The organism is Stenotrophomonas sp. C9D9, assembly GCF_056491205.1.
The window spans coordinates 277,315-299,294 of sequence record NZ_JBSZIF010000006.1 but is presented as its reverse complement, the minus strand read 5'-3'; the positions used below and the strand labels follow the sequence as shown (position 1 = coordinate 299,294).

The window sequence follows — 21,980 nt, the reverse complement described above, 5'->3', positions numbered from 1 at the left end:
CACCGGCACGGCCGGCCAGGCCCAGCGCCACCGCGGCGCTGCCAGCCAGTACCACGTTGCGACGGCCTTGATCGAGTGGATCGTGACTCATGCGAGGTCTCCTGGAAGGCGTTGGCCGTCCAGTGCCCAGGCGCCGGGCCCGGTCAGCGCGAGGGCCAGCAGTACCGTGGTCCACATCAACGGGTACTCGCTGCCGCCGCGCATCCAGAACCAGCCCCTGGGCAGGGCCAACACTACGGTGAAACCGATGAAGGCGGCCGCCGCAAGTGCGGCGACGCGGGTCTGCCAGCCCAGCAGCACGGCCAGCCCGGACAGCACCTGCAGCAGGGCCAGCAGCAGCGGCAGCGGAGCCACCGCTGGCAGGCCGAAGCCGCGCAGCTCGGTGGCGAAGCCGGCCAGCCCGGGGCCACCGAACCAGCCGAACAGCTTGCCCAGCGCGTGCGGCAGCAGGAAGCCTCCTGCCGCCACGCGCAGCATCAGCAGGGCCAGGTCGAGGCCATGGCCAGCCAGCATGCTCAGTGCCCGCCTTCCTGCGCGCCGAACATGCGCTTGGCGTACTGGATGCCGATGCCATAGCCGCCGGCATGGTCGCGGGCAATGCCGGTGGTCAGCTCGTAGGTCTCACCCCGTGCCCAGTCGCGCTGCAGCTCAAGCAGGTACTGCACGCTGGTCATCGGCACCGCACCGGCCTGCACCATGCGGGTGATCGCACGCTCGTGGGCCTCTTCGCTGACATCGCCGCAGGCATCAGTGATCACGTAGACCTCGAAGCCCTGCGCCAGCGCCGACAGCGCGGGACCCACGATGCAGACGCTGGTCCACAGCCCGGCAACAACCAGGCGACGCTTGCCGATGCGGTTGATCTCATCGATCACCGCCTGGTCTTCCCAGGTGTTCATCGAGGTGCGGTCGAACACCGTCTGGCCCGGGAAGATCTCCGGCAGTTCCGGGAACATCGGGCCGGAGAACGACGCTTCGGCCACCGTGGTCAGCAGCACCGGTACGTTGAAGCCCTTGGCGCCCTTGCTGATCAGCGACACGTTGTTGCGCAGCGCGGAGATGTCGATCGTGTGGGTGGCGAACGCCATCTGCGACTGGAAGTCGATCAGCACCAGGGCATGGTCGGTGGGCGACAGCAGGGCCGGGGCGGGCGTGGCGGTGGCAAGGCTCATGGATGGACTCCGTTGGAAACATGATCAGGGGGAAGCAACAGGGCGGCATCACCGGCCAGGTACTGGCCGGGGCTGCAGCCGGTCTCGGCGCGGAAGCTGCGGACGAAATGGCTCTGGTCGAAGAAGCCCAGCTGTTGCGCCAGGCACGCCATCGGCAGCTGCGCGCCGGGCAGCAGTTGCCGCGCGCGCTCGATGCGGCGACGACGCACATAACGCAATGGGCTGGCGCCGGTACCGGTGCGGAACAGGCGCACCAGGTGGAAGCGGCTGACACAGGCGGCCTGCGCCAGTTCGGTCACCCGCAACGGTTGTGACAGATGCTCGTCGACGTAGCGCAGGGCGCGCTGCAATGCCGCCGCCTGGTGCGGGGCCAGCGATGCAGCGGGCGAAGCCGGCGGGGAAACAGTGGCCATGTGGGGCGCCGCGAAGGGGTGGCCCATGGTGCGTGTGCGCCGGGCGATGCCCTACCCCCGTCGGTCGAGGCCGGCACCTACCCGAATGGGGGAGGTCGATGGCCGAGCCGGCGACGACCGAACAGCCGCGCATCCAGTGAATAGGCACCCGGGCCCAGCGCCAGCAAGGCCAGCGGCAACACCACCAGTGGCCACGGCAGTGCCTGTGCATACAGGCCCAGTGTTGCCGGCACTACCGCCAGCGGCGTCAATACGCCCAGCGCGAGCATCGCCACCGCCAGCAGGCACAGCGCCGACAGCCAGCCTGCATGCGTACCCGGCGTGCACAATGCGGCGGCCAGGCACAGCCGCAGCCACAGCAGGCCGATGCCCGGACCGCGGTCGGGGAACATCACGAACAGGCGCTGCATGGCCGGGCTCCAGAGGACATGCCGGCGTGATAGCCGACGGCGGCGCCCGCCGCCTACCCCGTTCGGGTCACCCCGGGCTGCCCCACACCTGCCAGAATGCGCGCCATGCGTGGCCGCCCCTTCCCGTTGCAACGTCGCCTGCGGACGCTGCTGACCTGCCTGCTGCTGTTGACCGCCCTGCCCGCCCTTGCCGTGCAGCGCCCACCGGTGAGCGGCGGGTTGCCCGATTACGAGCACACGGCCTGGCGCGTCGGCCAGGGCGCGCCCGGCGATATCTGGGACATCACCCAGGACCGGGACGGCCTGTTGTGGCTGGCCACCGGCTCGGGGCTGTACCGCTTCGACGGTCGTCGTTTTGAACGCCAGGCACCTCCCGCGGGCAGCCATTTCCCGTCCACCAACATGGTCACCCTTGCGCTGGATCGCGACGATGCACTGTGGATCGGCTACTTCCAGGCCGGCATCAGCCAGTTCGCGCGCGGCCAGCTGCACAACTACGGCCGCGACCAGGGCGTGCCGGTGGGTGTGGTCCCGCACTTCAGCCAGGACCGTGACGGCCGGCTGTGGGCCGCGATCAATGGTGGACTACGCGAGTTCAATGGCCAGCGCTGGCAGCCGCTGCCCACTGGCATGGGGGTGCCGGAACACCGCGTGCAATGGCTGCTGCACGACAGCCGGGACACGTTCTGGGTCCTGGCCGACCTGAAGGTCTGGATGCGCGCGGCAGGCCAGACCGCGTTCGAAGACACCGGCATCGCCGTCTCGCAGATGGCGACGCTGGCCGAAAGTCCGCAGGGTGAAGTGTGGCTGGCCGACCGCGTGCGCGGTACTTCGCCGCTGGCCAACGCGCAGGGCCTGCTACCGGACAGCGAGCGCGAGGCGCGGCGGTTGCCGGAGCTGGTGGCTGCGCGCCTGCAGTTCACTGCCGATGGCGCGCTGTGGGCAACGATGAGCCCGCATGGCGGTGTCGCCCGCGTCACCTTCGATGGTGACCGCGCCGTGCGCATGGAGCGCTTCGATTCGCCACACGGGCTGACCGCCACCTCGGCCGTGCCGATCATCGTCGATCGCGAAGGCAATCTCTGGGTCGGCACCAATCTCGGCCTCAACCGCTTCCGCGCGCGCAGCGTGCACACGCTGGCGGCAGGTCCCAGTGATCCCTACCGCTCACTGGTGCGGGCCAGCGATGGGCATGTGTATGGCTATGGCGAAGACCTCAAGCCTTACGACCTCAGGCGAACCCTGCTCGATGGCAGTGCCACGCAGCTGCAGGCCGCCGCGCGCCAGGCACCCACCCCGATCTGGCAGTTCGACTGGATCAACCTTGCACGCACCGTGGCCGGCCGCACCACGCAGATTCCGCTGCCTGCGCCCTTCACCGGGCAACCACTGCATGCCCTGGCGTTCCCCGACGACGAGCAGGCCTGGGTCTGCACCGGCGAACGGGGGGTGCTGCACTACCAGCACGACCAGTGGCAACGCGAACGCCGCCTGCCCGAGCAGGCCTGCTCGTCACTGGCGCTGGACGCCCATGGCCAGCTGCTGCTCGGCTATGCAGACGGCCGGCTGCGCCGCATGGGGGCGACGCGCATCGAAACCTTCGACGCCAACCACGGCCTGTCGGTCGGGCCGATCACGGCGATACTCGATCATCAGGACCTGCTGCTGGTTGCTGGCGAGGCCGGGTTGGCCGTGCGCCTGGGCAATGGTCGGTTCGTCCAGGTGAGCACCGACATGGCCGGCGTCATGGAAGGCATCACCGGCATGGTCGCCGATGCAAAGGGCTACCTCTGGCTCAATGGCAGTCGTGGCCTGGTCCGGCTGGGGAGCGATCAGCTGCGGCGCGCCCTGCGCAGCGGGCAGCCGGTGACGCCGCGCCTGTTCGATGCAGTGGATGGCATGCCGGGCATCGCCCTGCAGAGCGGACCGATCGCCACCACCGCACTGGCCAACGATGGCCTGTTGTGGCTGGCCACCAACCAGGGCCTGGCCTGGCTGGACACCACCCGCTCGCACGTCAACACCATGGCGCCCAGCGTGCGCATCGGCGAAGTGCTGTATGGCAGTGAGCACGAGCCACTGCGCGATGGCCTGCGCCTTCCGGCCGGCACCAGCCAATTGCAGATCGATTACGTGGCGCTGTCGCTGGCGCGCCCGGAGCGCAACCGCTACCGCTATCGCCTGTCCAGCGTCGACGACGGCTGGCAGGATGCCGGCAGCAGCACCCGCGCGTATTACACCAACCTCGCACCGGGCAATTACCGGTTCGAGGTGGAAGCCGCCAATGAGGACGGCATCTGGAGCACCGCGCCGGCCAGCCGCAGCTTCCGCATCGCGCCCACCTTCATGCAGACCGTGTGGTTCAAGCTGCTGTGCGCGGCCGCGATCCTCGCGCTGCTGGCGATGGCGGTGCGCATCCGCAGCGGGCAGCTGGCGGCGTTGTTCCGCGCGCGCCTGCAGGAACGCCATGGCGAACGCGAACGCATTGCCCGCGACCTGCATGACACCCTGCTGCAGGGCAGCCAGGGCCTGATCCTGCGCCTGCACGCGATCAGCCAGTCGCCGCAGACCCCGGACATGGTGCGCAGCCAGCTGGAATCGGCGATGCAGCTGGCCGAACGCAACCTGGCCGAGGGTCGCGAGCGGGTCAACGCACTGCGCGACGGTCCTTTCGCGGGCCGCGACCTCGCTTCGGCGCTGGCCGATGTTCACGCCGAATACGCCGGGCACGGCACCAATCCGCTGCGCCTGACCGTGGAAGGCGCAACACCAGCGCTGCAGGCCGATGCCGCCGAGGAAGTGTTCCTGATCGGACGCGAAGCCATCCGCAACGCGTTGCGTCATGCCCATGCCAACGCCATCGAAGTGGAGCTGTCCTACGGCACGCGGTGTTTCCTGCTGCACGTGCGCGACGATGGCGTCGGCATCGACGACGAAAATGCCGGCCATGGCCATTGGGGCCTGCAGGGCATGCGTGAGCGTGCGCAGCGCCTCGGCGCCGAACTGCAGCTGTGGACCCGGCCCGGCCTGGGCACCGAAGTCGCGCTGGCGGTTCCTGCCCGGCGCCTGTATCACCGCCGTCCATCACGTTGGCGCTGGCCCTGGAGTAGAACCCACCATGACTGAGTCCCCTGCCCCGATCGGCGTGCTGGTGGTCGACGACCATCCGCTGCTGCGCGACGGCCTGGCGGCGCTGCTGGGCGCCCATTCCGACCTCCGCCTGCTCGGCGAGGCCGCCGATGGCGAGGAAGCCATCGCGCGCTACCAGCAGCTGCAACCGGACGTCGTGCTGATGGACCTGCAGATGCCACGCCTGGATGGCGTCGAGGCCATCGTGCGGATCCGCGCGATGGATCCGCGTGCACGCATCATCGTGCTGACCACCTACCGCGGTGACGTACGCGCGGTGCGGGCGCTGCAGGCCGGCGCCAGCGCCTACCTGCTGAAGGACATGCTGCGCCATGAGCTGGTCGATACCATCCGCATGGTGGCCGGTGGCCGGCGCGCACCGATACCCCCGGCAGTCGCTGCGAGCATCGCTGCACACGTGGTGGAGGACCGGTTGTCGCCCCGCGAGACCGAAGTGCTGCGGCATGTAGCCAGCGGGCTGTCGAACAAGCGCATCGGCGAGCGCATGCAGATTTCCGAGCAGACGGTGAAGGCGCACATGAAGAGCCTGATGGACAAGCTCGGGGTGGGTGACCGCACGCATGCAGTCACCCAGGCGCTACGGCGCGGGATCATCAGCCTGGACGACAGCGGTCACGATTAGGGGCTTGTTCGGCAGGGCTTGCAGCCCTGCACCCGCGGTAGTGCCGGCCGCTGGCCGGCAACCTCAACAGCAACAGCAGAAGCGTGCATTCCGTGGGATGGCGGGGCGGTGTCGGACTGCGGGGACGCCGTAAACCCATCCTTGGGGGCTTGGCCGCGGCATCCATGCCGCGGACACCCCGCACTCCGACACCGCCCCACCTCTGACAGATTCCGATGGCGGTTGGTAGGTGTCGACCTTGGTCGACACGGTAGATCCGCGCCATGCGTGGATGAAAGCTGTCAGATCTCGAAATACATCTGGGGTCAGAGCCGTTCCAACACACCGCAGGAAGCTGTCGAAGGCGGGTGGGTCGGGTTGCGGGGGCGTGAGCGCCATGGGCCCGAGGCATGCCTCGGGCGGGTTGGGCAGGACGCCCAACCCCGGTCTTGCCGTGTGCGCAGGACAGTGCACACGAGCAAGGCGCGACCGAGCCTCCATGGACGGATTCACGGCGTCCCCCGCAACCGCCCCCCCCCCCCGCCTACCTACAGGAAACCCGCTGTTTGTGCTGCCGCCGGCCAGCGGGCGGCACTACCGCAGGTGCAGGGCTACAAGCCCTGCCGCCCCCCCTTACTTCAAACGCAGCAGCAGGCTGCCGCCCGCGCATACCACCGCCAACCAGGCCACGCCGTGCCACCCCCACTGCGCCAGCGCCAGGCTGCCCAGCGCACCACCGGCCGCCATGCCGATGAACATGCCCGTGAACAGCAACGCATTGAGGCGGCTGCGTGCCGGCGGCACCAGGCCATAGACCAGCGTCTGGTGCGCCACCAGGGCCGACTGGAAACCGAAGTCGAACAGCAGCGCACTCACCACCAGCAGCGGCAGCAGCGCAGCAGCCGGCAACCAGGCTTCGGCCAGCAGCAGGCCGAAGCCCAAAAGCGCCACCGCGATCGCCAGCCGTGCCACCGCATGGCACCCCAGACGATCGGCGAAACGGCCGGCGAATGGTGCGGCCAGCGCGCCGGCCGCACCCGCAATACCGAACGCACCCGCTGCCGCGCTACCCAGTCCCAGGCGGGCATGCAGCATCAGCGCCAGGGTCGACCAGAACGCACTGAAACCCACCGCCAGCAGCGACTGGCTGGCCACCGCACGGCGCAGCTGCGGCTGCTCGCGCCACAGCGCCAGCAACGAACCCAACAACGCCGGATAGCGCAGCGTGCTGGTCGGTGCGAAACGCGGCAGCGCACGCGCCATCACCGCACCCATCGCCGCCACCGATACCGCGGCCAGTACGAACTGCGTGCGCCAACCCCATGCCTCAGCCACCACGCCACTGACCACGCGCGACAGCAGGATGCCGAGCAGCAGGCCGGTCATCACCCGGCCGACGATCTGTCCGCGTTGTGCATCCGGCGCCAGCACCGCAGCGGCCGGCACGATGTCCTGCGCCAGCGTAGCCATCAGCCCGACCAGCAGGCTGGCCATCAGCAGGCCCGGCAGGTGCCCGGCCATCGCTGCACCGCCCAATGCCAGCGCCAGCAATGCGGACTTCAACAGAATGAGGTTGCGGCGGTCGAAGCGGTCGCCCAAGGGCGCCAGCAGCAGGATACCCAGCGCATAGCCGAGCTGGGTCAGGGTCGGTACCAGGCCGGCGGCGCGCTCACCTGCGCCGAGGTCCTGGGCAATCAGGCCCAGCATCGGCTGGCTGTAGTACAGCGAGGCAACCGAGAAGCCGGCACCGGCCGCCATCGCCAGCACCAGCGGGGTGGAGGGTGCGGTCGCGGGTGCTGCAGCGACGGACAGCGAGGGGGTAGACATGGGGGGAGTCCGGTGGAGGAAGTGGGCGTATCCTGCCGGTATTCGCATGACGTCTGTAGTAGGCTTCATTGCATACTCTCCATACGTCGCACGCATGAATGACCTTGCTACCGGTGCGGATCGCCTGGATCTGCTGCGCACCTTCCTGCGCATCGTCGACGCCGGCAGCCTGTCTGCCGCGGCCGTGCAGCTGGGCACTACCCAGCCGACAGTCAGCCGTCGCCTTCAGGCCCTGGAGCGACAGCTCGGCCTGCGTCTGCTGCAGCGCTCCACCCATGGACTGCAGCTGACCGAGGATGGCCTCCGCTGCCAGCGCCATGCGCAACGCGTGGTCGACGAATGGGAGTCACTGCAGGCCGAACTGCACGGCGAACCGGAAACGCTGCGCGGACGCCTGCGGGTGATCGTGCCGCACGCCTTCGGCCAGGCGCAGCTGCTGCCGACCATGCTCGCGTTCCTCGCCCAGCACCCACAGCTGAGCCTGGAGTGGATCCTTGAAGATCGTCGCCCGGACTTCATCGCAGAAGGCATCGACTGCGCGGTGCGGGTGGGACCGGTCGACGAACCGCGCGTGGTCGCACTGCCGCTCGCCGAAGTGCCGCGCATCGTCGTGGCAGCGCCCTCACTGGTGCAGGCCACCGCGATCAGCACACCGGAACAGGCGCAGGCACTGCCATGGATCTCACTGGTCACCTACTACCGCGAACGCCTGCTGCTGCATGACGCACAGGGCCGCGCGCATACCCTTTCGATCAGCCCGCGCCTGCTCAGCGACAACCTGTTCGTGGTACAGCAGGCTGCGCGTGCTGGGTTGGGCGCCGCCGTGGTCTCGGCCTGGCTGGTGGCCGACGACCTCGCACACGGGCGGCTGGTGCAGTTGCTGCCGGACTGGCAGGCGCCGGCACTGCCGGTGCACGTTGTGTTTCCGGCCGCGCGCCAGCAGCCGCCGCGGCTGCGCGCCTTCATCGAAGCGATGAAGGCCGCATTGCCGCAGCTGCACGGAATGCGGCCGGCACCGCGCTAGGCCACCGGTCGCATCATCCACGCCATGCGTGGATTCCGTTCGAGGCCCCAGGGTCGGATCCCTTCCCACCGGGAAGGGCTCTGACCCTGTCCATCATTGCGCCTTCGCAGCCTCTGCATTCCACGCCGCGACCTTGGCCTTGGTATCTGCAAGCATCTTGTCCAGCGCGGCGCGGTCATACACGTTGCCACGCAGGATCACGCTGTCGATCTTTTCGGTGGCGGCAATGTCCTGCAGCGGGTTGGCGGTCAGCAGCACCAGATCGGCGGCCTTGCCCTGCGCGACACCACCATAACGGTTCATCTGGCCGAACCAGGCCGGGCCGGAACGGGTCGCGGCGGACAGCGCCTGCGGAGCGCTCAGGCCTTCCTTCACGAACAGCTGCAGCTCCTGGTGCAGGGCAATGCCCGGGAAATTGAACGAGTTGAGGAAGCCCGCATCGGTGCCGGCGATGATCGTCACGCCGGCTTCCTGCAGCATCGGCAGCACCGCCGCCACCTGGTGGTACTGCGCGTGGCGCGCTTCGATCTGCGCCGGCGTTGCCTTGGCGGCACGGTCGACGCGCCACTGGTAGGTCGCGCGCAGGCCCGGGCCGATGTAGGCCAGGTACGGATCGTTGGCGTGGTCATCCTGGTCGAGGTAGTCGAGGATGCGGCCGCCGTTGAGGGTCGGGGTCACGAATACGCCGCGCTTTGCGAAATCGCGGTACGCGTGCATCGCAGTGTCGCGGTCGAAGCTGGCGTCGAGGCGCCGGTTGGCTTCGGCGCGGTCGATGCGGCCGGCACCGAAGTCGGCGGCGATCTGCGCTTCGTCCTTGCTGCCGGCCTTGAATGCGTAGTCCAGATGCTCGATCGAGGCCAGGCCGGCATCGACCGCCTGCTCCACGGTCAGCGCCATCGGGATGTGGCCCGAGGCCTTGAATCCGGCCTTGCGTGCGGCACTGGCCGAGTACAGGAACAGTTCCGGCTTCAACGTGCTGTCGGTGATCTTCACGAAATCGACCTTGTCGTGCTGCAGGCGGGTGATCGCCTTGTCGACGTCGGCCTCGCTGCCCACTTCGATCGTGCCCTTCCAGACCGGCTTGATGCCTTCAATCTTCGCGCCCGAGCTGAGCAGGCGCGGGCCAAACAGCGTGCCCTTGGCGATCTCGCCACGCCACTGCAGCACCTGTTCGGGAAGATCACCGGAGCAATCGCGCACCGTGGTGATGCCGTGCGCGATGTACAGCGGCAACAGCGCCTTGTTCTCTTCGATCAGCGCCGGGCCGCCACCGAAGTGCACATGCATGTCCCACAGGCCCGGGATCAGGTATTTGCCCTTGGCATCGATCTGGCGGGCCGCGCTCCACTGGCTGCGCAGCTGTGCATCCGGACCGACGGCGACGATGTCCTCGCCACGGATCACCACGCTCTGCCCGGCCAGCGTGCTGGCGTGCTCGACATCGACCACGGTGGCATTGCGGATCAGCAGGTCGGCGCGCTCGGCGGCGGAGGCCGACAACGGCGCCACCGCAAGAAGGATGGCAAGGGACAGCGGACGGGAACGGAACATGGACGGCATCCTGGTAGGCACGACCCGCGTGCGGGTGGAAGGGGTTGGGGTTCAGCGCACCGCGCCGTGCTGGCGCAGCAGGGTTTCAATTCCGGTATAGCCGCGCTGGCGCGCATGGGCCAACGGCGTTACGCCATCGCCATCGGCCAGCTCCGGGTCGGCACCGGCATCCAGCAGCAGCTGCACGATCTGCACGTGGCGCGCGCCGCCATCGCCGAGCAGGATCGCTTCCAGCAGCGCGGTCCAGTGCAGGCGGTTGACATGATCCACCGCCACGCCCGCGCGCAGCAGCGTACGTACGGTGGCGACATGGCCGCGTTCGGCGGCCGGAATCAGCGCGGTGCCGCCATAGCGGTTGGTGCTGCGCAGATCGGCGCCGTGCGCCAGGGTCAGCGCCAGGATCTCGTCCAGGCCACGCGCGCCGGCGTACAGATAAGCGCTGTCCTGCAGCGCGTCCTTGGCATTGACGTCGGCACCGGCTTCGATCAGCTCGCGCGCGGCATCCACCTTGTTGCCATGCGTGGCCAGCAGCAACGCGGTGCGGCCCTGACCATCGCGCGCCTCCAGCGTGGCGCCATCTTCGATCGCCTGCCGCACCGCATCGGCGTCGCCCCGGCTGGCGGCGTCCCGCAGGCGCGCATCCGCGTCAGCCCTGGACGTGGCCGTGCAGGCAGGGGTCACCATGGCCAGCAGGCACAGCAACAGCACGCGCGTGAACTGCGCAGGCCAGGCGGGGGAACAATGGAAGCGCATGACGGTGTTTCCTCCTGTCCGTCGCCTCGGAACGCCGGGCGACGGTAGCAACAGCCGGGCATTGCCGGCCCCTGTCCTGCATGGTAGAAGTCGGCCTCGGTATCCAGAAGTGAAATGTTCAAATGCAAGACAGTGCCAAATCGAATAGAACCCTGTTCGAACTGGACCTGCTGCGGGCGCTGGTGATGGTGGCCGACTGCGGCAGCTTCACCACGGCGGCCACGCGCCTGCATTCGACCCAGTCCACGGTCAGCCAGAAGGTGCGCCGGCTGGAAGAACTGGCCGGGCATCGCCTGCTCGAGCGCGGGCACCGCGATGTGCACCCCACCGACGCCGGCCACACCCTGCTCGGCTACGCGCGGCGCATGCTCGACCTGAACGAGGAAATGGCACAGGCGCTGGCGGGCGCCACCGTGGAAACCGCGGTGCGCATCGGTGTCCCCGAGGACTTCGTCAACGCGCAGACCACACGCATGCTGGCCGCTTTCAGCCGCCGCCACCCACAGGTGAAACTGGAAATCAGCAGCGGCCTCAGCCGCGACCTGGCGCACGGCTTCGACCACGGCGAACTGGATCTCGTGCTGGTCAAGCAGCGGCGCAACAGCCGCCAGGCGGTGCACTGCCGCCGCGAGCCGATGCACTGGATCGACAGCCTGCGCAGCAGTTGCCTGCTGCAGGACCCGCTGCCACTGGTCACGTTCCCACCCCGCGGGCTGTACCGCGACGAGATGATCCACGCCGTGGAGGCGCTGGGCCTGCGTTGGCGCATTGCCTTCACCAGTTCCTCGCTCAGCGGCATCCAGGGGGCGGTCGCCGACGGCATCGGCATCAGCCTGCTGCCGCGCCGTGCGGTTGCCCGCGATCACCGCATCATCGATGGTGAGCGCGACCTGCCGGTGATCGACAACTACGAGATCGGCCTGCTGCATCGCGCCGATGCCGATGATGCGGTGCGTGCGCTGGCCAGCGAGCTGTGGCGGCAGGTACAGCGCGAACCGGATTGAGCACTGCACTGCAGATCCACGCCACATACGGATGAAATCCGCGCATTGATCATCGACATCTGATCACGCCTGTCGCACGGAAATCACGCGTCGCCCCCTATAGTGCGCGCTGTTTCCGTGCTCCACGGCGCTTTGTGATGTCCGACGAAACCCCCGCCCGCTTCGACCCCCTGCCCGCCGCCCTGCAGACGCACCTGCAGCACCAGCGCTCGCTGATCGCCGCGCGCGTGGCCGCCGGCTTCCCGACGCTGCCGGTGCAATGGCCACTGGCGGCCACCACGCTGCAGCGCGTGGTCGATGCTGAGCTGATTGATCGTGACGACTGCGACGGCTGGGAAGCACTGGGCGTGGCGTTCGGCGATACCCTGGCCCAACGCGTGCCCGGCCTGGCCTGGATGCAGGTCACCGATGCCTGGGGCATCGACGCGGTGCTGCGCTACGCCGACAGCAGCCTGCAGATCGGCGCCAGCACACTGCTGCTCAAGCGCGTCGAACAGGGTGAGGTCATCGACATCGCCCATCTGCTGGCGTGGCTGGAAGAGTTCGTCGCTACCCGCGCCGACGATTACGCCTGAGAAGCCGCCGAGCATGGCTCGGCGCAACCGGAACTGGCGTGGCGTGATGGGTGGATCCACGCCATGCATGGATGGAACCACCGCGCGGCCACAGTCATCCACGCACAGCGTGGATCTACAGCCAACGGCCATCAACTACCACGCGTCGTTCCACCGGCACTGCAGCCACGGCCGCCGGACCGTGGTCGCCACGCACCGCCACGAACGTCGCCGGCCGGCCTTCGGCAATGCCGTGCTGCGGCAGCCCGATCACCTGCGCGGCATGGGTGGTGACCATGTCCAGCGCCAGCATCAGATCGGCATCGGTGTAGAAGCCCGAGCGGTAGCCCAGCAGCATCGCCCGCTGCAGCAGGTCGCCGTTGCCGTACGGCCACCAGCAGTCGCGGATGTTGTCGTTGCCGGCGAACACGCGCACGCCGGCATCATGCAGTGCGCGCAGCGGCGGGAACGGATGGTCGCCCGGGGCATTGCTCATGATCGCCACGCCCGCCGTCGCCAGCGCCTCGGCCACCTGCAGCGCGCGTGCCAGCGGCACTTCACCCAGCGCATAGGCATGGCTGACCGCAACGCGCCCCTGCAGCCCGGCGGCCCGCGTCCGCGCGGCGATGCGCAGCAGCTGGGCCAGGCCGGTCTCACCGGGCTCGTGCAGATGGATGTCCAGCTGCACGCCATAACGTTCTGCCAGACCGAACAGCAGCGCCAGTTGGCCTTCGGCATCACCATCGAGCGTGGTCGGGTCGATGCCACCGAGCACTTCCACGCCCGCGGAAAGCGCCTGCTCCAGTACGGCGGCGGTGCCCGGGCAGGACATCACCCCGGCCTGCGGGAACGCCACCAGCTGGATGCGCATGATGTCGGCGCAGCGCAGCGCCGCCTCGCGTACGGCCTCGAGGTGGCGCAGGCCAGTGCTGCCGTCGATATCGACGTGACAGCGCATCGCCACGGTGCCGAAGCCACTGCATTGGCGGATCAAGGCCTCGGCGCGGTCCGCCATCGGCGCGGCGGCCGCCACGGCGGCCTTTTCCACCGCCAGCCGCTCGCGCAGGCTGTTCACCGGCTGGTGCGGATGCCAGCGGTCGCCGACAAAGCTCTTGTCCAGATGAATGTGGCCGTCAACCAGGCCCGGGAGGACGGCATAGCCCTGCAAGTCGACGCTTTCCGCCCCTTCGGCCGGCACCGCAGCGCCATTGAGGCCGTGGATGCGCCCCTCACGGATATGGAAATGCAGCGGCGCGCCGTCGCGATCAACCGCGCCATGGACGAACTGAAGCGTCATCGGAAACTCCCGGAAAGCCAAGTCATGGCCGCCATCCTGCGCGCCGGCACCGCCATCGGCCAACGAAATATCTGGATGCCACACATTCATCAAAACGATGATTCCCCCTGCGACAACCGGTCGCAGCCACGCCGTGCACACCCCTGAACGGGTAACATGGGCGCCTGTTTCCGTTGTGATGCCGCATGGGCCCGTCCGACCGCCACGATCGCCTCCGCCGCTGGCAGGCCGCGTCCCTGCTGGCTGCTGCCCCGATCGCCAGCCTGTCCGCCACTGATGCGGCCGCCACCGCGCCGCTGCAGGCGCCGCCTGGCCAACAGCGCATCGCCCCGGCGGCGTTGGTCGAGCGCCTGCACCAGCGCGTGCTGTCCGGGCAGAGCGCGACCGCCACCCTGGAACACTGGTGCGCCGAGCACGGCCTGGCCGAACAGGCACGGGTGCGCGCGGTGCGCGTGCACGGCCAGGACAAGACGGCACCGGCCGACGTGCTGCAGGCACTGGGCGCGAAACCCGGCACCGAGCTGCGCTATCGCCGCGTGCAGCTGGTCTGTGGCAGCCGCGTGCTCTCCGAGGCCGACAACTGGTACCTGCCCGGCCATCTCAGCCCGGCCATGAACCAGGTGCTGGACAGCAGCGACGAACCCTTCGGCCGCGTGGTCGGCCCGCTCGGCTTCCAGCGCCAGACATTGGCCGACCAGACGTTCTGGCCACCGCGCGGTGAAGGCGACCACGGCGTGATCCTGGAAGTGCGCGCCCTGCTGCGCGACCGCCAGCAGCAGCCCTTCAGCTACGTCATCGAGTCGTACCTGCAGCAGGCGCTGCCCTAGGCGACCAGCGCGCGCCATCGCAGCGGATATCGACACAGCAGAAGGCCCGGCATTGCCGGGCCTTCTGTTTGCCAACCGGATCAGCGGAACCGGTAGTCCAGCTGCAGCCAGTACTGGCGGCCATACGGATCGTAGTTGCCGACCGGATAGAACGGCCAGCCGCCTCCGTTCCTGTCCGCCGGCGGGCGGCTGTCACGCAGGTTGTTGACGATCACACCCACCGACAGGTTCTCGCCGAACTGGCGGAACACGCTGGCGTTGTAGGTCATGTACGGCGCGATGCGGCCACTGCCATCGGTCTTCGGCAGCGAACCGAAGCGGTTGCCATACAGCGTGGTGGTCCAGTCACCCTGGTTCCAGGTGATGCTGCCGTTGGCCTTGCTGCGCCACTGGTAGTCATCCAGCGAGTTGCGGATGTCACGCTCCGGGTCATCGGAGAACTGCCGGTACTTATGCTCCAGCACCACGGTGTAGGCCAGGCGCGTGGTGAAGCGGCCGTAGCGGCCGGCATCGAAGCGCCAGTTGCCCTTCAGGTCCAGGCCGCGCACCGACTCGGAGGCCGCGTTGATCGGGTTGATCAGCACGCGGGTTACCTGGTCCGGCTGCACCGTGGCGTTGGACGGATTGCGGATCACCCGCGACAGCGCGTCCTGGCACAACGGCGAGCCGATATCGCGCGTTTCGCCACCCAGCGTGCGGCCCAGGCGGCAATCGGCCTCGTCGCGCAGGATGCGGCTGGTATCGAGGCTGGTCACCTCGTTGTCGATGCGGATGTCGTAGTAGTCGGCAGTGAAATCCAGTCCGGACAGCGGCGACCAGACCACGCCGAAACCATAGGACTTGGCGGTTTCCGGCTGCAGCTGCGCGTTGGCACGGTTGCTGTAGTCGATCCGACAGGCCGTTGTAGTCGCAGTTGTCATACGACTGGCCTGCGGTGCGGCAGCGCCAGTAGTCGGTCATGCCCGGGTTGTAGCCGCGGGTCTCGGTGGCGAACACGTAGTTCATGTCCGGCGCCCGGAAGCTGGTCGCAGCCGAGCCACGGATCAACAGGCTCTCGATCGGGCGGAACTCGACGCCGAAGCTCCACGTCGCCTTGCCGATGTGCTCGCCGCCTGCGCGGTACTGGTCGTAGCGGCCGGCCAGCGTGGTGGTCAGCGATTTCAACAACGGCAACTGCAGCTCCACGCCGGCCGCATAGCGGTCACGATCACCGCCGGCACCGATACCGGCGCTTGTGTTCCAGAACTCGCCGGTGCCCAGGCGCGGGTCCGGGCGGTTGCGGTAGCCCTGGCTGCCGGCCTCGACCACCGCTGCCAGCGCAGCATCGCCGCCCGGCAGCGCGAACAGGCGACCGTTGACGCTGGCGCTGAAGGTCTGCAGCCACGCCGCGTTGCGGCTTTCCTGGTAGCCGGACAGGCGGCCGTATTCCTCCGGCGTCAGTGGCTGGAACAGGCGCGACGGATCCGGCGCATAGACCTCCACGCCGTTGCGCACGCCCCGTTGCGGGCCGAGCAGGTACTCGTTGATGCCGGCCAGCAGCACCGGGCGGCGGGTGCGGTTCTCGTAGCGCGAACGGCTGTAGACCGCCTCGTAGTCCCAACCGCTGTCGCCCAGTTGGCCGCGCGCGCCGACGTTGAACGACCACGAGTTCTCCAGGAACCGGTTGGCGTTGCGCGGCAGGCCCCCGATCTCTTCCGGCGCGAACCGGCGGTACCAGCTCTCCAGGTTGCCGGTGTTCTGGTTGTAGAAGTAGTTGCGCGACGACGTCCAGGTCGGGGCGCGGGTGTTGTTGCTGATGCGTGCGCTGCCCACCGCCAGGTCGGCGAACAGGTCGGTGTGCTCGTCCAGATGGAAGGTCAGCAGGCCGTAGCCATTGAGGTTGCGCTTCTCGGTCTGCACGGTCCAGTAGCTGGCGGCCGCCTCGTTGCTGCCGCAGTACGCGCCCAGGCGCGGGTTGTTGGCGCGGAACACGCTGCCGCCATAGATGCCCGACGCTGCGTCGCAGCCAGTGACGCCCGGATCGATGTTGCGACCGGTGGCCGCGTTGCGCCGATAAGCGATCGCCGTTGCCTGCGGTGCCTTGCCGGCCGGGTCATCGTCCAGCGAATCCATGAAGTCGCGCTGGCGCGCGTGGATCGCCTTGCGCACATCGAACTCGAAACCAAACAGGCCGTCCCAGCGTTCGCCGGACGTGCCGCCGACCACCTGCACGCGCTGGTTGTCACCGCCGCCCTGCTGGGTGCCACCGGCGCGCACGTTCACGTCCACGCCCTCGAAGCGGTCCTTGAGGATGATGTTGACCACACCGGCAATGGCGTCGGAGCCATAGACCGCTGACGCACCGGCGGCCAGCACTTCGATGCGCTCGATCAGGGCGCTGGGAATATTGGCCAGGTTGACCACGTTCACCGAGCCTTCGTAGGCCAGCGGGTAGTCGGCCTGGCGGCGGCCGTTGACCAGCACCAGCGTGCGGTTCGGGCCCAGGCCACGCAGGTTGATGGTGTTGGCGGCCGGCGTGAACGTATTGCCGAAGTCCTCGCCCTGCACGTTGCCGGTGTTCTCGGTCAGCGCACTCAGCGCGTCGAAGGCGTTGCGGTAGCCCTGCGCGTCGATCTGCTCACGGCTGATCACCGTCACCGGCGAGGGCCCCTCGACACTGGCACGTGGAATGCGCGAGCCGGTGACCTTCACTTCCTGCAGTGTGGTGGGTGCGCTTTCCTGCGCGAAGGCCGGCAGCGAGACCAGCATCAGGGACGACAGTGCGAGCACCAGCGGACGCGGGCGCAACGCCTTGTGGGAGGCGGACATGGGCTTCCTGGGGGAGTGGGCGGGTGGTACGGGGAGCCGTGGCCTGTGCGGCACATAACGATCCCGTAACGAAAGTGTCCTGAATGGGTGGTTTCAACGGAAATGACCAGCCCTGATGGGCTTATGCCTGAACCGAATCAGACGGGTCCAGAGCATGGCCGCACTTTTGCAATGAATTGCATGGCCTGGCGCGGCCGGCGCTTCCATCGTGCCGGGATGATCATCCGTACCCACGACACCCACCTCACCCCGTTGCGACCAGTCCTGCGCCGCCACCTGCTGCAACTGCAGGCCGCGCCGGTCACCCTCCGCTCGTTCCAGCGCACCGACCTGCCGCGCTGGCGCGCCTTCGACGATCGCCGCCAACGCGGCCAGCGGCATCCCCCCGGCGTCGATGAGGAGGCGCGTTTCCTCGCCAGCATTCATCGCTCGCGCCTGCAGGAGGACAACGACCAGCTGGTGCTCGGTGTATTCGACGATACCCAGGGCGCCCTGCTGGACCAGTTGCACATCCGCCTGCAGTCCCTGCATTCGCGCTGTGCCGAGCTGCGGTCACTGCAGCACCAGCATGTCCACCCGCAGGCTGCCCTGCAGGCGTTGTGTCCCTTCCTGTTCGACGATGTCGGCCTGCACCGCATCTACGTGCTGCTGCCGCCGAGCTGCACCACTCCGTTCGCCAAAGCACTGCAGATGCACGGCTTCACCCGCGAAGGCATCCTGCGCGACCACCATCTGGATGCGGAGGGATGGCATGACCGCCAGCTGCTGGCGCTGACCGCGCCGGCCTGGCGCAGCTGCCAGCAGCGGGTCGGCTAGCGCACCCGCTCCAGTGCCGCACCGGCACCGGTCAAGACCGTGCAGGCATGGTCCTGCAGTTCCTCGCCGCTGGCATCGTTGCCGCTGGCGGCATCCACGCGGGTGGCCAGCAGGATGAAGCCGGGGCCGCCCTGCACGTCATCGCGTCCGGCCACCACCAGGCTCCACTGGCCCACATCGCCCACGCCGCTCAGGCCATAGGCCAGCAGGTTGAGCGGATTGGCGGTCAGTTCCGCACCGGGCAGCAGATAGGCCTGGTACTGATGCCCGCGCAGCGGCACCGGCAACGGTGACCAGCGCGGACCGAGCGCACCGGCATGTGCATCCAGGGCCTGCAGCACATCCGCGCGCAGGCAGTCGACATGGATATGCAGCTGGTGCTGCGAGCGGCCGTGCGGGGAATTCAGCGCCAGGCTGGCCACGCTGCGCGGCAACGGCTGGCCCAGGGCCTGTTCGGTACGACCGCGCGCCTGCCAGGCGGCCGCAAAATAGTTGGGTGCCCCACGCTGGTACAGGCCGTGGCTCTCGATGCCACTGACCTTGTCCAGCGGCATCAGCAGGAACTGGTAGTCACCGTGCGCATCCTTGACCAGCACGTCGCGGCGGTCGGCCGCGGTCTCCACCCGCAGGCAGCTGCCACGCGGGCCTTCCGCCGACTGGCAGTCACGCTCGATCAGGCGCCACAGCGCATCGGAATGGGCCGGCGGCGGAGGCGGCGCGCTCGCACAGGCGGACAACAGCAGCAGGGGCGACAGCAGCAGGGGGCGCAGGGACACGGCGGCGACTCACGGAACAGGCACGGCAGACGGCGCCGCGCTGCATTCTAGCCAGTACAGTGCTGCAATCAGTAGGTGCCGAACGGCACTTCAACCACGATCGGCGCCACGCCCTCGCCCACCTGCAGGGTGTAGCGGTCCAGCGCGCCATCGTCATCGGCATGCGGCTGGCGCTGGAAATGCAGGGGGTAACGGTCATCGCCCAGGCGCACGGCGCTGCCATCAGCCTCCAGGGCGGCACCTTCGGGAATCAGCAGCCCTCCCAGGTCGCTGTAGGCCCCCGGAACATCGGCGAAGCCATAGTCGGCCAGTTCGTCTACCCGCTGCATCGCATAGACATGCGGCAGGTAAGGACGCGCCGGACTGCGGCCATTGCTCAGGTCGGTCACCCAGGCCTGCGGCAGGTGGTACTGCTCGCGCATCGCGGCCACGCCCAGCGACGGGCTGGCCACCTGCAGGCAGCACACCGCGCGCTTGCCCTCACGGTCCACAACGGCGAATCGATCGCCACGGGTCGCGGCCTGCGGCAGCATCGCGAAGGCCAGATTGCGCTGGGCCGGCGCGTAGCCGGCCTCGGTCTGCAGGTTGCGCCAGGCACCGAACACCGGCGCTTCCGCGGCTGCGGCCGGCACTGGCTCGGCCGCGGTGGCGGCAAATGCCACGCCCAGCACCGACACTGCAAGTACCATCATCGCCCTGCGCTTGTCGCGGAAACTGCCTGCCGTCATACCGTATCCAGCACCTGCACCGGAATGGCCCGGCCTGCCTGCTGGCGTGCTGCCAGTCATCCCTCCCACTATGCAATGACCATGCTGTGCCGGCAATGACCGGGACGCTGACGCCTTTCGCGCGCCGGGTGCTATCGTTCCCGCCATCTTCCCCTGCGCAGGAGCGCTCGCATGTCTGCATTCCGTCTGTCCCTGTTGCTGCCGGCCTCTGCCCTGCTGCTGTCGGCCTGTGTCAGCACCCCGGGCCCGCAGGTCAAGGGCACCGGCCACTGCGACGCCAGCCAGCTCGGCTGGGCGATCGGCCAGCCGGCCAATGAACCCAACATCCGCCGCCTGTCCAGCGAGAGCGGTGCCGGCCTGGTCAACCCGATCGGCCCCAACACCATCACCACCAAGGACATCCGCCACGACCGCCTGCGCGTGTACGTGGACAAGGACAACATCATCACCGCCACCCGCTGCGAATAAGCGCGGCCACGGTTTTTGTAGCGTCGAGCCATGCTCGACTGGCTTTTCGCGCGGCGCATCCGAAGACCAGCCGAGCGTAGGCTCGGCTCTACAAGGTTCACGGTTCGGTATAGCCCGCGCAGTCCGGCAGTGGCTGGTCGGGGTGGAACACCCCATCGCTGAAGCGGAACAGCCGCGTGTAGCTGCACGCCGGGTCCTGCTCGGTGCGCAGGTCCTTCTTCTTCAGCGGCCCCTTGGCCAGCGAATCCTCGAAGCGTGAGACACCGGCCGGGAAGCGGGTCGCCACTGTCTGGTAGCGCAGCACCGGCATGCCCCCGGCGGCCGTATCCAGCGCCAGCCTCGCCGAGAACCCATATTCGTCGTGGCAGGCGCCTGCGCGCTGCTTCATGTCCTGCTCGCTGAAACAGGCACGGATCATCGCGTTGCCCTGCCATGGCAGGGTCAGCACGTCATCGTCCACCTGGATGTCGTCCTGCAGGTGGCGCACGCGCGCCAGCTGCAGCGTGGATGCGTCGGCACCACCGCCGGAATACATGGCGCTGAACGTGACGATGCCACCCACCAGCACATTCTGGCGGGCGCGCTGCTGCGGGTCGGTCACCGGTTCATCGCTGCCCACGCCAGGTGCCAGCCGCACGATCCACGGCCACAGCGACAGCTCGCTTTCCTGCGGCACGTCGATGCTGACGTGGTAGGTGTGTGGCGTGCCCTGGCCCGGTTCCTTCTCAAGTACTTCCAGCACGGTCGGCCGGTCACCATCTTTGGCAACCGGCTGCACGCGCACGCACCAGTTGCCGTCCCGCGTGCACTCGTAGAGCCCCACCGGCCCCGTCTCATTGGCGATCAGCACCTGCCCCAACGGCTCCATCACATTGCGGGCGGCATCACGCTGCTGCGGCAGGATCGAGCCCTGGGCCAACGCCAGCACCGGGGTTGCCAGCAGTGCGGCGCACAGGATCGTGCGGGCAACGATGGTGGGCATGGAGGAGATTCCTGCTTGTGGAATCAAGATGGTAGCGCAGGAATAACGGAACGATCGCGACCAGCCCGGTGAACCGGAACCCAAGCGGCACACTACCTGTCAGAACGGCGCTCCCAACTACGCCCCGCCAGCAGTACGGAAAGAATGGCCGGGGGAGCGACGCCGTCATCAGTTGACGACTCGAGATTCTCACCATCCCAGCTTGCCTGAGTGATCCACTCCACAGCCTTTTCAGCGAAGTCAGCGAAAGTGAGAGCGAGAAGGTACTTGGTGTCTTCATCCGCACCAAAGGCAATCATCTGTCCTTCAATACCGCCAATGTCGGGGTCGAAATCCAATCCCATGTGATTGCCGCCACCATCGTGAGTCAGCGGTATCCAACGCGCATTGGTATACATCGGCTTCACCACCCCCGCGGGACTCGACTTCATGAACTCCGCGCAGTCCTCGTTCATCCCGTCGGCCTCGATCTCACGCCAACCCTGCCACTGCCGCCCGATCTCCTTGGACGAGAGCATCTGAGTGCCGAACAGAAGCCCGACCCCATCCTGCCCGTCGTGAATCATCAGCAGCTGCCTTAGCAGATCTGGCAAAGCGGCTCCAAGCTGAGCTTCCAGTTCAACCAGCTCGCTTTCGGAGGCTCCCTGACGCAACTGAACTTCATCCAGACAACCCTTCTCAAGAAGCGACGCTTTGATGGACGCCCATATCTGATCTGCACTCTGCATTGGTTCTGTACCCGTTTCAGCCAAGACCTCAGCCTAGTGCCAACCCGATCAGTGAGGAATGCAAGAAATCCGAATTTTCGGAGAGTTCGCC

General features: G+C 68.0%; 20 protein-coding genes and 1 pseudogene. 8 read left to right on the top strand and 13 right to left on the bottom strand.

The window, feature by feature from the left end:
- Positions 1-87: 87 nt before the first annotated feature.
- The 4 genes from ACXI0D_RS16870 to ACXI0D_RS16855 all read right to left on the bottom strand — a co-directional run bounded on the left by ACXI0D_RS16870 (position 88) and on the right by ACXI0D_RS16855 (position 1,995).
- Positions 88-513 (bottom strand): DoxX family protein, encoded by a 426-nt coding sequence (locus ACXI0D_RS16870; protein ID WP_014037535.1) that lies wholly within the window; start codon positions 511-513, stop codon positions 88-90.
- Between the two features lie 2 nt (positions 514-515).
- A complete protein-coding gene (locus ACXI0D_RS16865) occupies positions 516-1,172 on the bottom strand; it encodes a hydrolase (RefSeq protein ID WP_014037536.1) in 657 nt (218 codons plus the stop codon).
- Positions 1,169-1,585 carry a helix-turn-helix domain-containing protein gene (locus ACXI0D_RS16860; protein WP_049443356.1) on the bottom strand — a complete coding sequence of 139 codons (417 nt, stop codon included), beginning with the start codon at positions 1,583-1,585 and terminating at the stop codon, positions 1,169-1,171. Before ACXI0D_RS16860 ends, ACXI0D_RS16865 begins: the two co-directional genes overlap by 4 nt.
- Positions 1,586-1,662: 77 nt before the next feature.
- Positions 1,663-1,995: a hypothetical protein gene (locus ACXI0D_RS16855; RefSeq protein ID WP_049443355.1), complete on the bottom strand. Its 333-nt coding sequence runs from the start codon at positions 1,993-1,995 to the stop codon at positions 1,663-1,665.
- Positions 1,996-2,091: 96 nt separating this feature from the next.
- Here ACXI0D_RS16855 and ACXI0D_RS16850 point away from each other — a divergent pair, with 96 nt between their 5' ends.
- The gene (locus ACXI0D_RS16850) at positions 2,092-5,121 is read left to right on the top strand and encodes a sensor histidine kinase (RefSeq protein ID WP_479642830.1); all 3,030 of its coding nucleotides are present in this window, start codon (positions 2,092-2,094) and stop codon (positions 5,119-5,121) included.
- A complete protein-coding gene (locus ACXI0D_RS16845) occupies positions 5,114-5,767 on the top strand; it encodes a response regulator (RefSeq protein ID WP_049443353.1) in 654 nt (217 codons plus the stop codon). The genes ACXI0D_RS16850 and ACXI0D_RS16845 overlap by 8 nt, the downstream gene beginning before the upstream one ends.
- Before the next feature lie 612 nt (positions 5,768-6,379).
- On the opposite strand, the gene ACXI0D_RS16840 is transcribed toward ACXI0D_RS16845, so the two are convergent.
- Complete coding sequence (locus ACXI0D_RS16840) at positions 6,380-7,573, bottom strand: MFS transporter (RefSeq protein ID WP_049443352.1); 1,194 nt, start codon at positions 7,571-7,573, stop codon at positions 6,380-6,382.
- A gap of 94 nt (positions 7,574-7,667) precedes the next feature.
- Between ACXI0D_RS16840 and ACXI0D_RS16835 the strand changes: the two genes are divergently transcribed.
- On the top strand, positions 7,668-8,597 hold the full coding sequence (locus ACXI0D_RS16835) for a LysR family transcriptional regulator (protein WP_479642829.1): 930 nt from the start codon (positions 7,668-7,670) through the stop codon (positions 8,595-8,597).
- Between the two features lie 93 nt (positions 8,598-8,690).
- On the opposite strand, the gene ACXI0D_RS16830 is transcribed toward ACXI0D_RS16835, so the two are convergent.
- Positions 8,691-10,148, bottom strand: a complete 1,458-nt coding sequence (locus ACXI0D_RS16830; RefSeq protein ID WP_049443377.1) for an amidohydrolase family protein — start codon at positions 10,146-10,148, stop codon at positions 8,691-8,693.
- 51 nt (positions 10,149-10,199) lie between these two features.
- A complete protein-coding gene (locus ACXI0D_RS16825) occupies positions 10,200-10,901 on the bottom strand; it encodes an ankyrin repeat domain-containing protein (RefSeq protein ID WP_049443350.1) in 702 nt (233 codons plus the stop codon).
- A 122-nt stretch (positions 10,902-11,023) separates the two neighbouring features.
- Between ACXI0D_RS16825 and ACXI0D_RS16820 the strand changes: the two genes are divergently transcribed.
- Both ACXI0D_RS16820 and ACXI0D_RS16815 read left to right on the top strand, forming a co-directional pair.
- On the top strand, positions 11,024-11,905 hold the full coding sequence (locus ACXI0D_RS16820; RefSeq protein ID WP_014037545.1) for a LysR substrate-binding domain-containing protein: 882 nt from the start codon (positions 11,024-11,026) through the stop codon (positions 11,903-11,905).
- 137 nt (positions 11,906-12,042) lie between these two features.
- A complete protein-coding gene (locus tag ACXI0D_RS16815) occupies positions 12,043-12,480 on the top strand; it encodes a DUF3806 domain-containing protein (protein WP_014037546.1) in 438 nt (145 codons plus the stop codon).
- A 115-nt stretch (positions 12,481-12,595) separates the two neighbouring features.
- Here ACXI0D_RS16815 and ACXI0D_RS16810 read toward each other — a convergent pair whose 3' ends face one another.
- Positions 12,596-13,756: an amidohydrolase family protein gene (locus tag ACXI0D_RS16810; protein WP_049443376.1), complete on the bottom strand. Its 1,161-nt coding sequence runs from the start codon at positions 13,754-13,756 to the stop codon at positions 12,596-12,598.
- Positions 13,757-13,941: 185 nt separating this feature from the next.
- Here ACXI0D_RS16810 and ACXI0D_RS16805 point away from each other — a divergent pair, with 185 nt between their 5' ends.
- On the top strand, positions 13,942-14,583 hold the full coding sequence (locus ACXI0D_RS16805) for a hypothetical protein (RefSeq protein WP_014037548.1): 642 nt from the start codon (positions 13,942-13,944) through the stop codon (positions 14,581-14,583).
- A gap of 80 nt (positions 14,584-14,663) precedes the next feature.
- Here the strand turns inward: ACXI0D_RS16805 and ACXI0D_RS16800 are convergent.
- Positions 14,664-17,391 (bottom strand): annotated as a pseudogene (locus ACXI0D_RS16800) (TonB-dependent receptor plug domain-containing protein).
- Positions 17,392-17,607: 216 nt separating this feature from the next.
- On the opposite strand from ACXI0D_RS16800, the gene ACXI0D_RS16795 reads away from it, so the two are divergent.
- Positions 17,608-18,207 carry a GNAT family N-acetyltransferase gene (locus ACXI0D_RS16795; protein WP_479642828.1) on the top strand — a complete coding sequence of 200 codons (600 nt, stop codon included), beginning with the start codon at positions 17,608-17,610 and terminating at the stop codon, positions 18,205-18,207.
- On the opposite strand, the gene ACXI0D_RS16790 is transcribed toward ACXI0D_RS16795, so the two are convergent.
- Together ACXI0D_RS16790 and ACXI0D_RS16785 are read right to left on the bottom strand one after the other, a co-directional pair.
- Complete coding sequence (locus ACXI0D_RS16790) at positions 18,204-18,983, bottom strand: CDP-diacylglycerol diphosphatase (RefSeq protein WP_479642827.1); 780 nt, start codon at positions 18,981-18,983, stop codon at positions 18,204-18,206. The two genes, ACXI0D_RS16795 and ACXI0D_RS16790, sit on opposite strands and share 4 nt — an antisense overlap.
- A 68-nt stretch (positions 18,984-19,051) precedes the next feature.
- Positions 19,052-19,711: a decarboxylase gene (locus ACXI0D_RS16785; protein ID WP_479642826.1), complete on the bottom strand. Its 660-nt coding sequence runs from the start codon at positions 19,709-19,711 to the stop codon at positions 19,052-19,054.
- Positions 19,712-19,882: 171 nt separating this feature from the next.
- Here ACXI0D_RS16785 and ACXI0D_RS16780 point away from each other — a divergent pair, with 171 nt between their 5' ends.
- Entirely contained in the window at positions 19,883-20,179 is a 297-nt protein-coding gene (locus ACXI0D_RS16780; protein WP_014037553.1) for a hypothetical protein, read from the top strand.
- A 97-nt stretch (positions 20,180-20,276) separates the two neighbouring features.
- Here the strand turns inward: ACXI0D_RS16780 and ACXI0D_RS16775 are convergent, their stop codons facing one another.
- Positions 20,277-21,161: a hypothetical protein gene (locus ACXI0D_RS16775; protein WP_479642825.1), complete on the bottom strand. Its 885-nt coding sequence runs from the start codon at positions 21,159-21,161 to the stop codon at positions 20,277-20,279.
- Between the two features lie 92 nt (positions 21,162-21,253).
- Positions 21,254-21,889, bottom strand: a complete 636-nt coding sequence (locus ACXI0D_RS16770) for an SMI1/KNR4 family protein (protein ID WP_479642824.1) — start codon at positions 21,887-21,889, stop codon at positions 21,254-21,256.
- Positions 21,890-21,980: the final 91 nt, after the last annotated feature.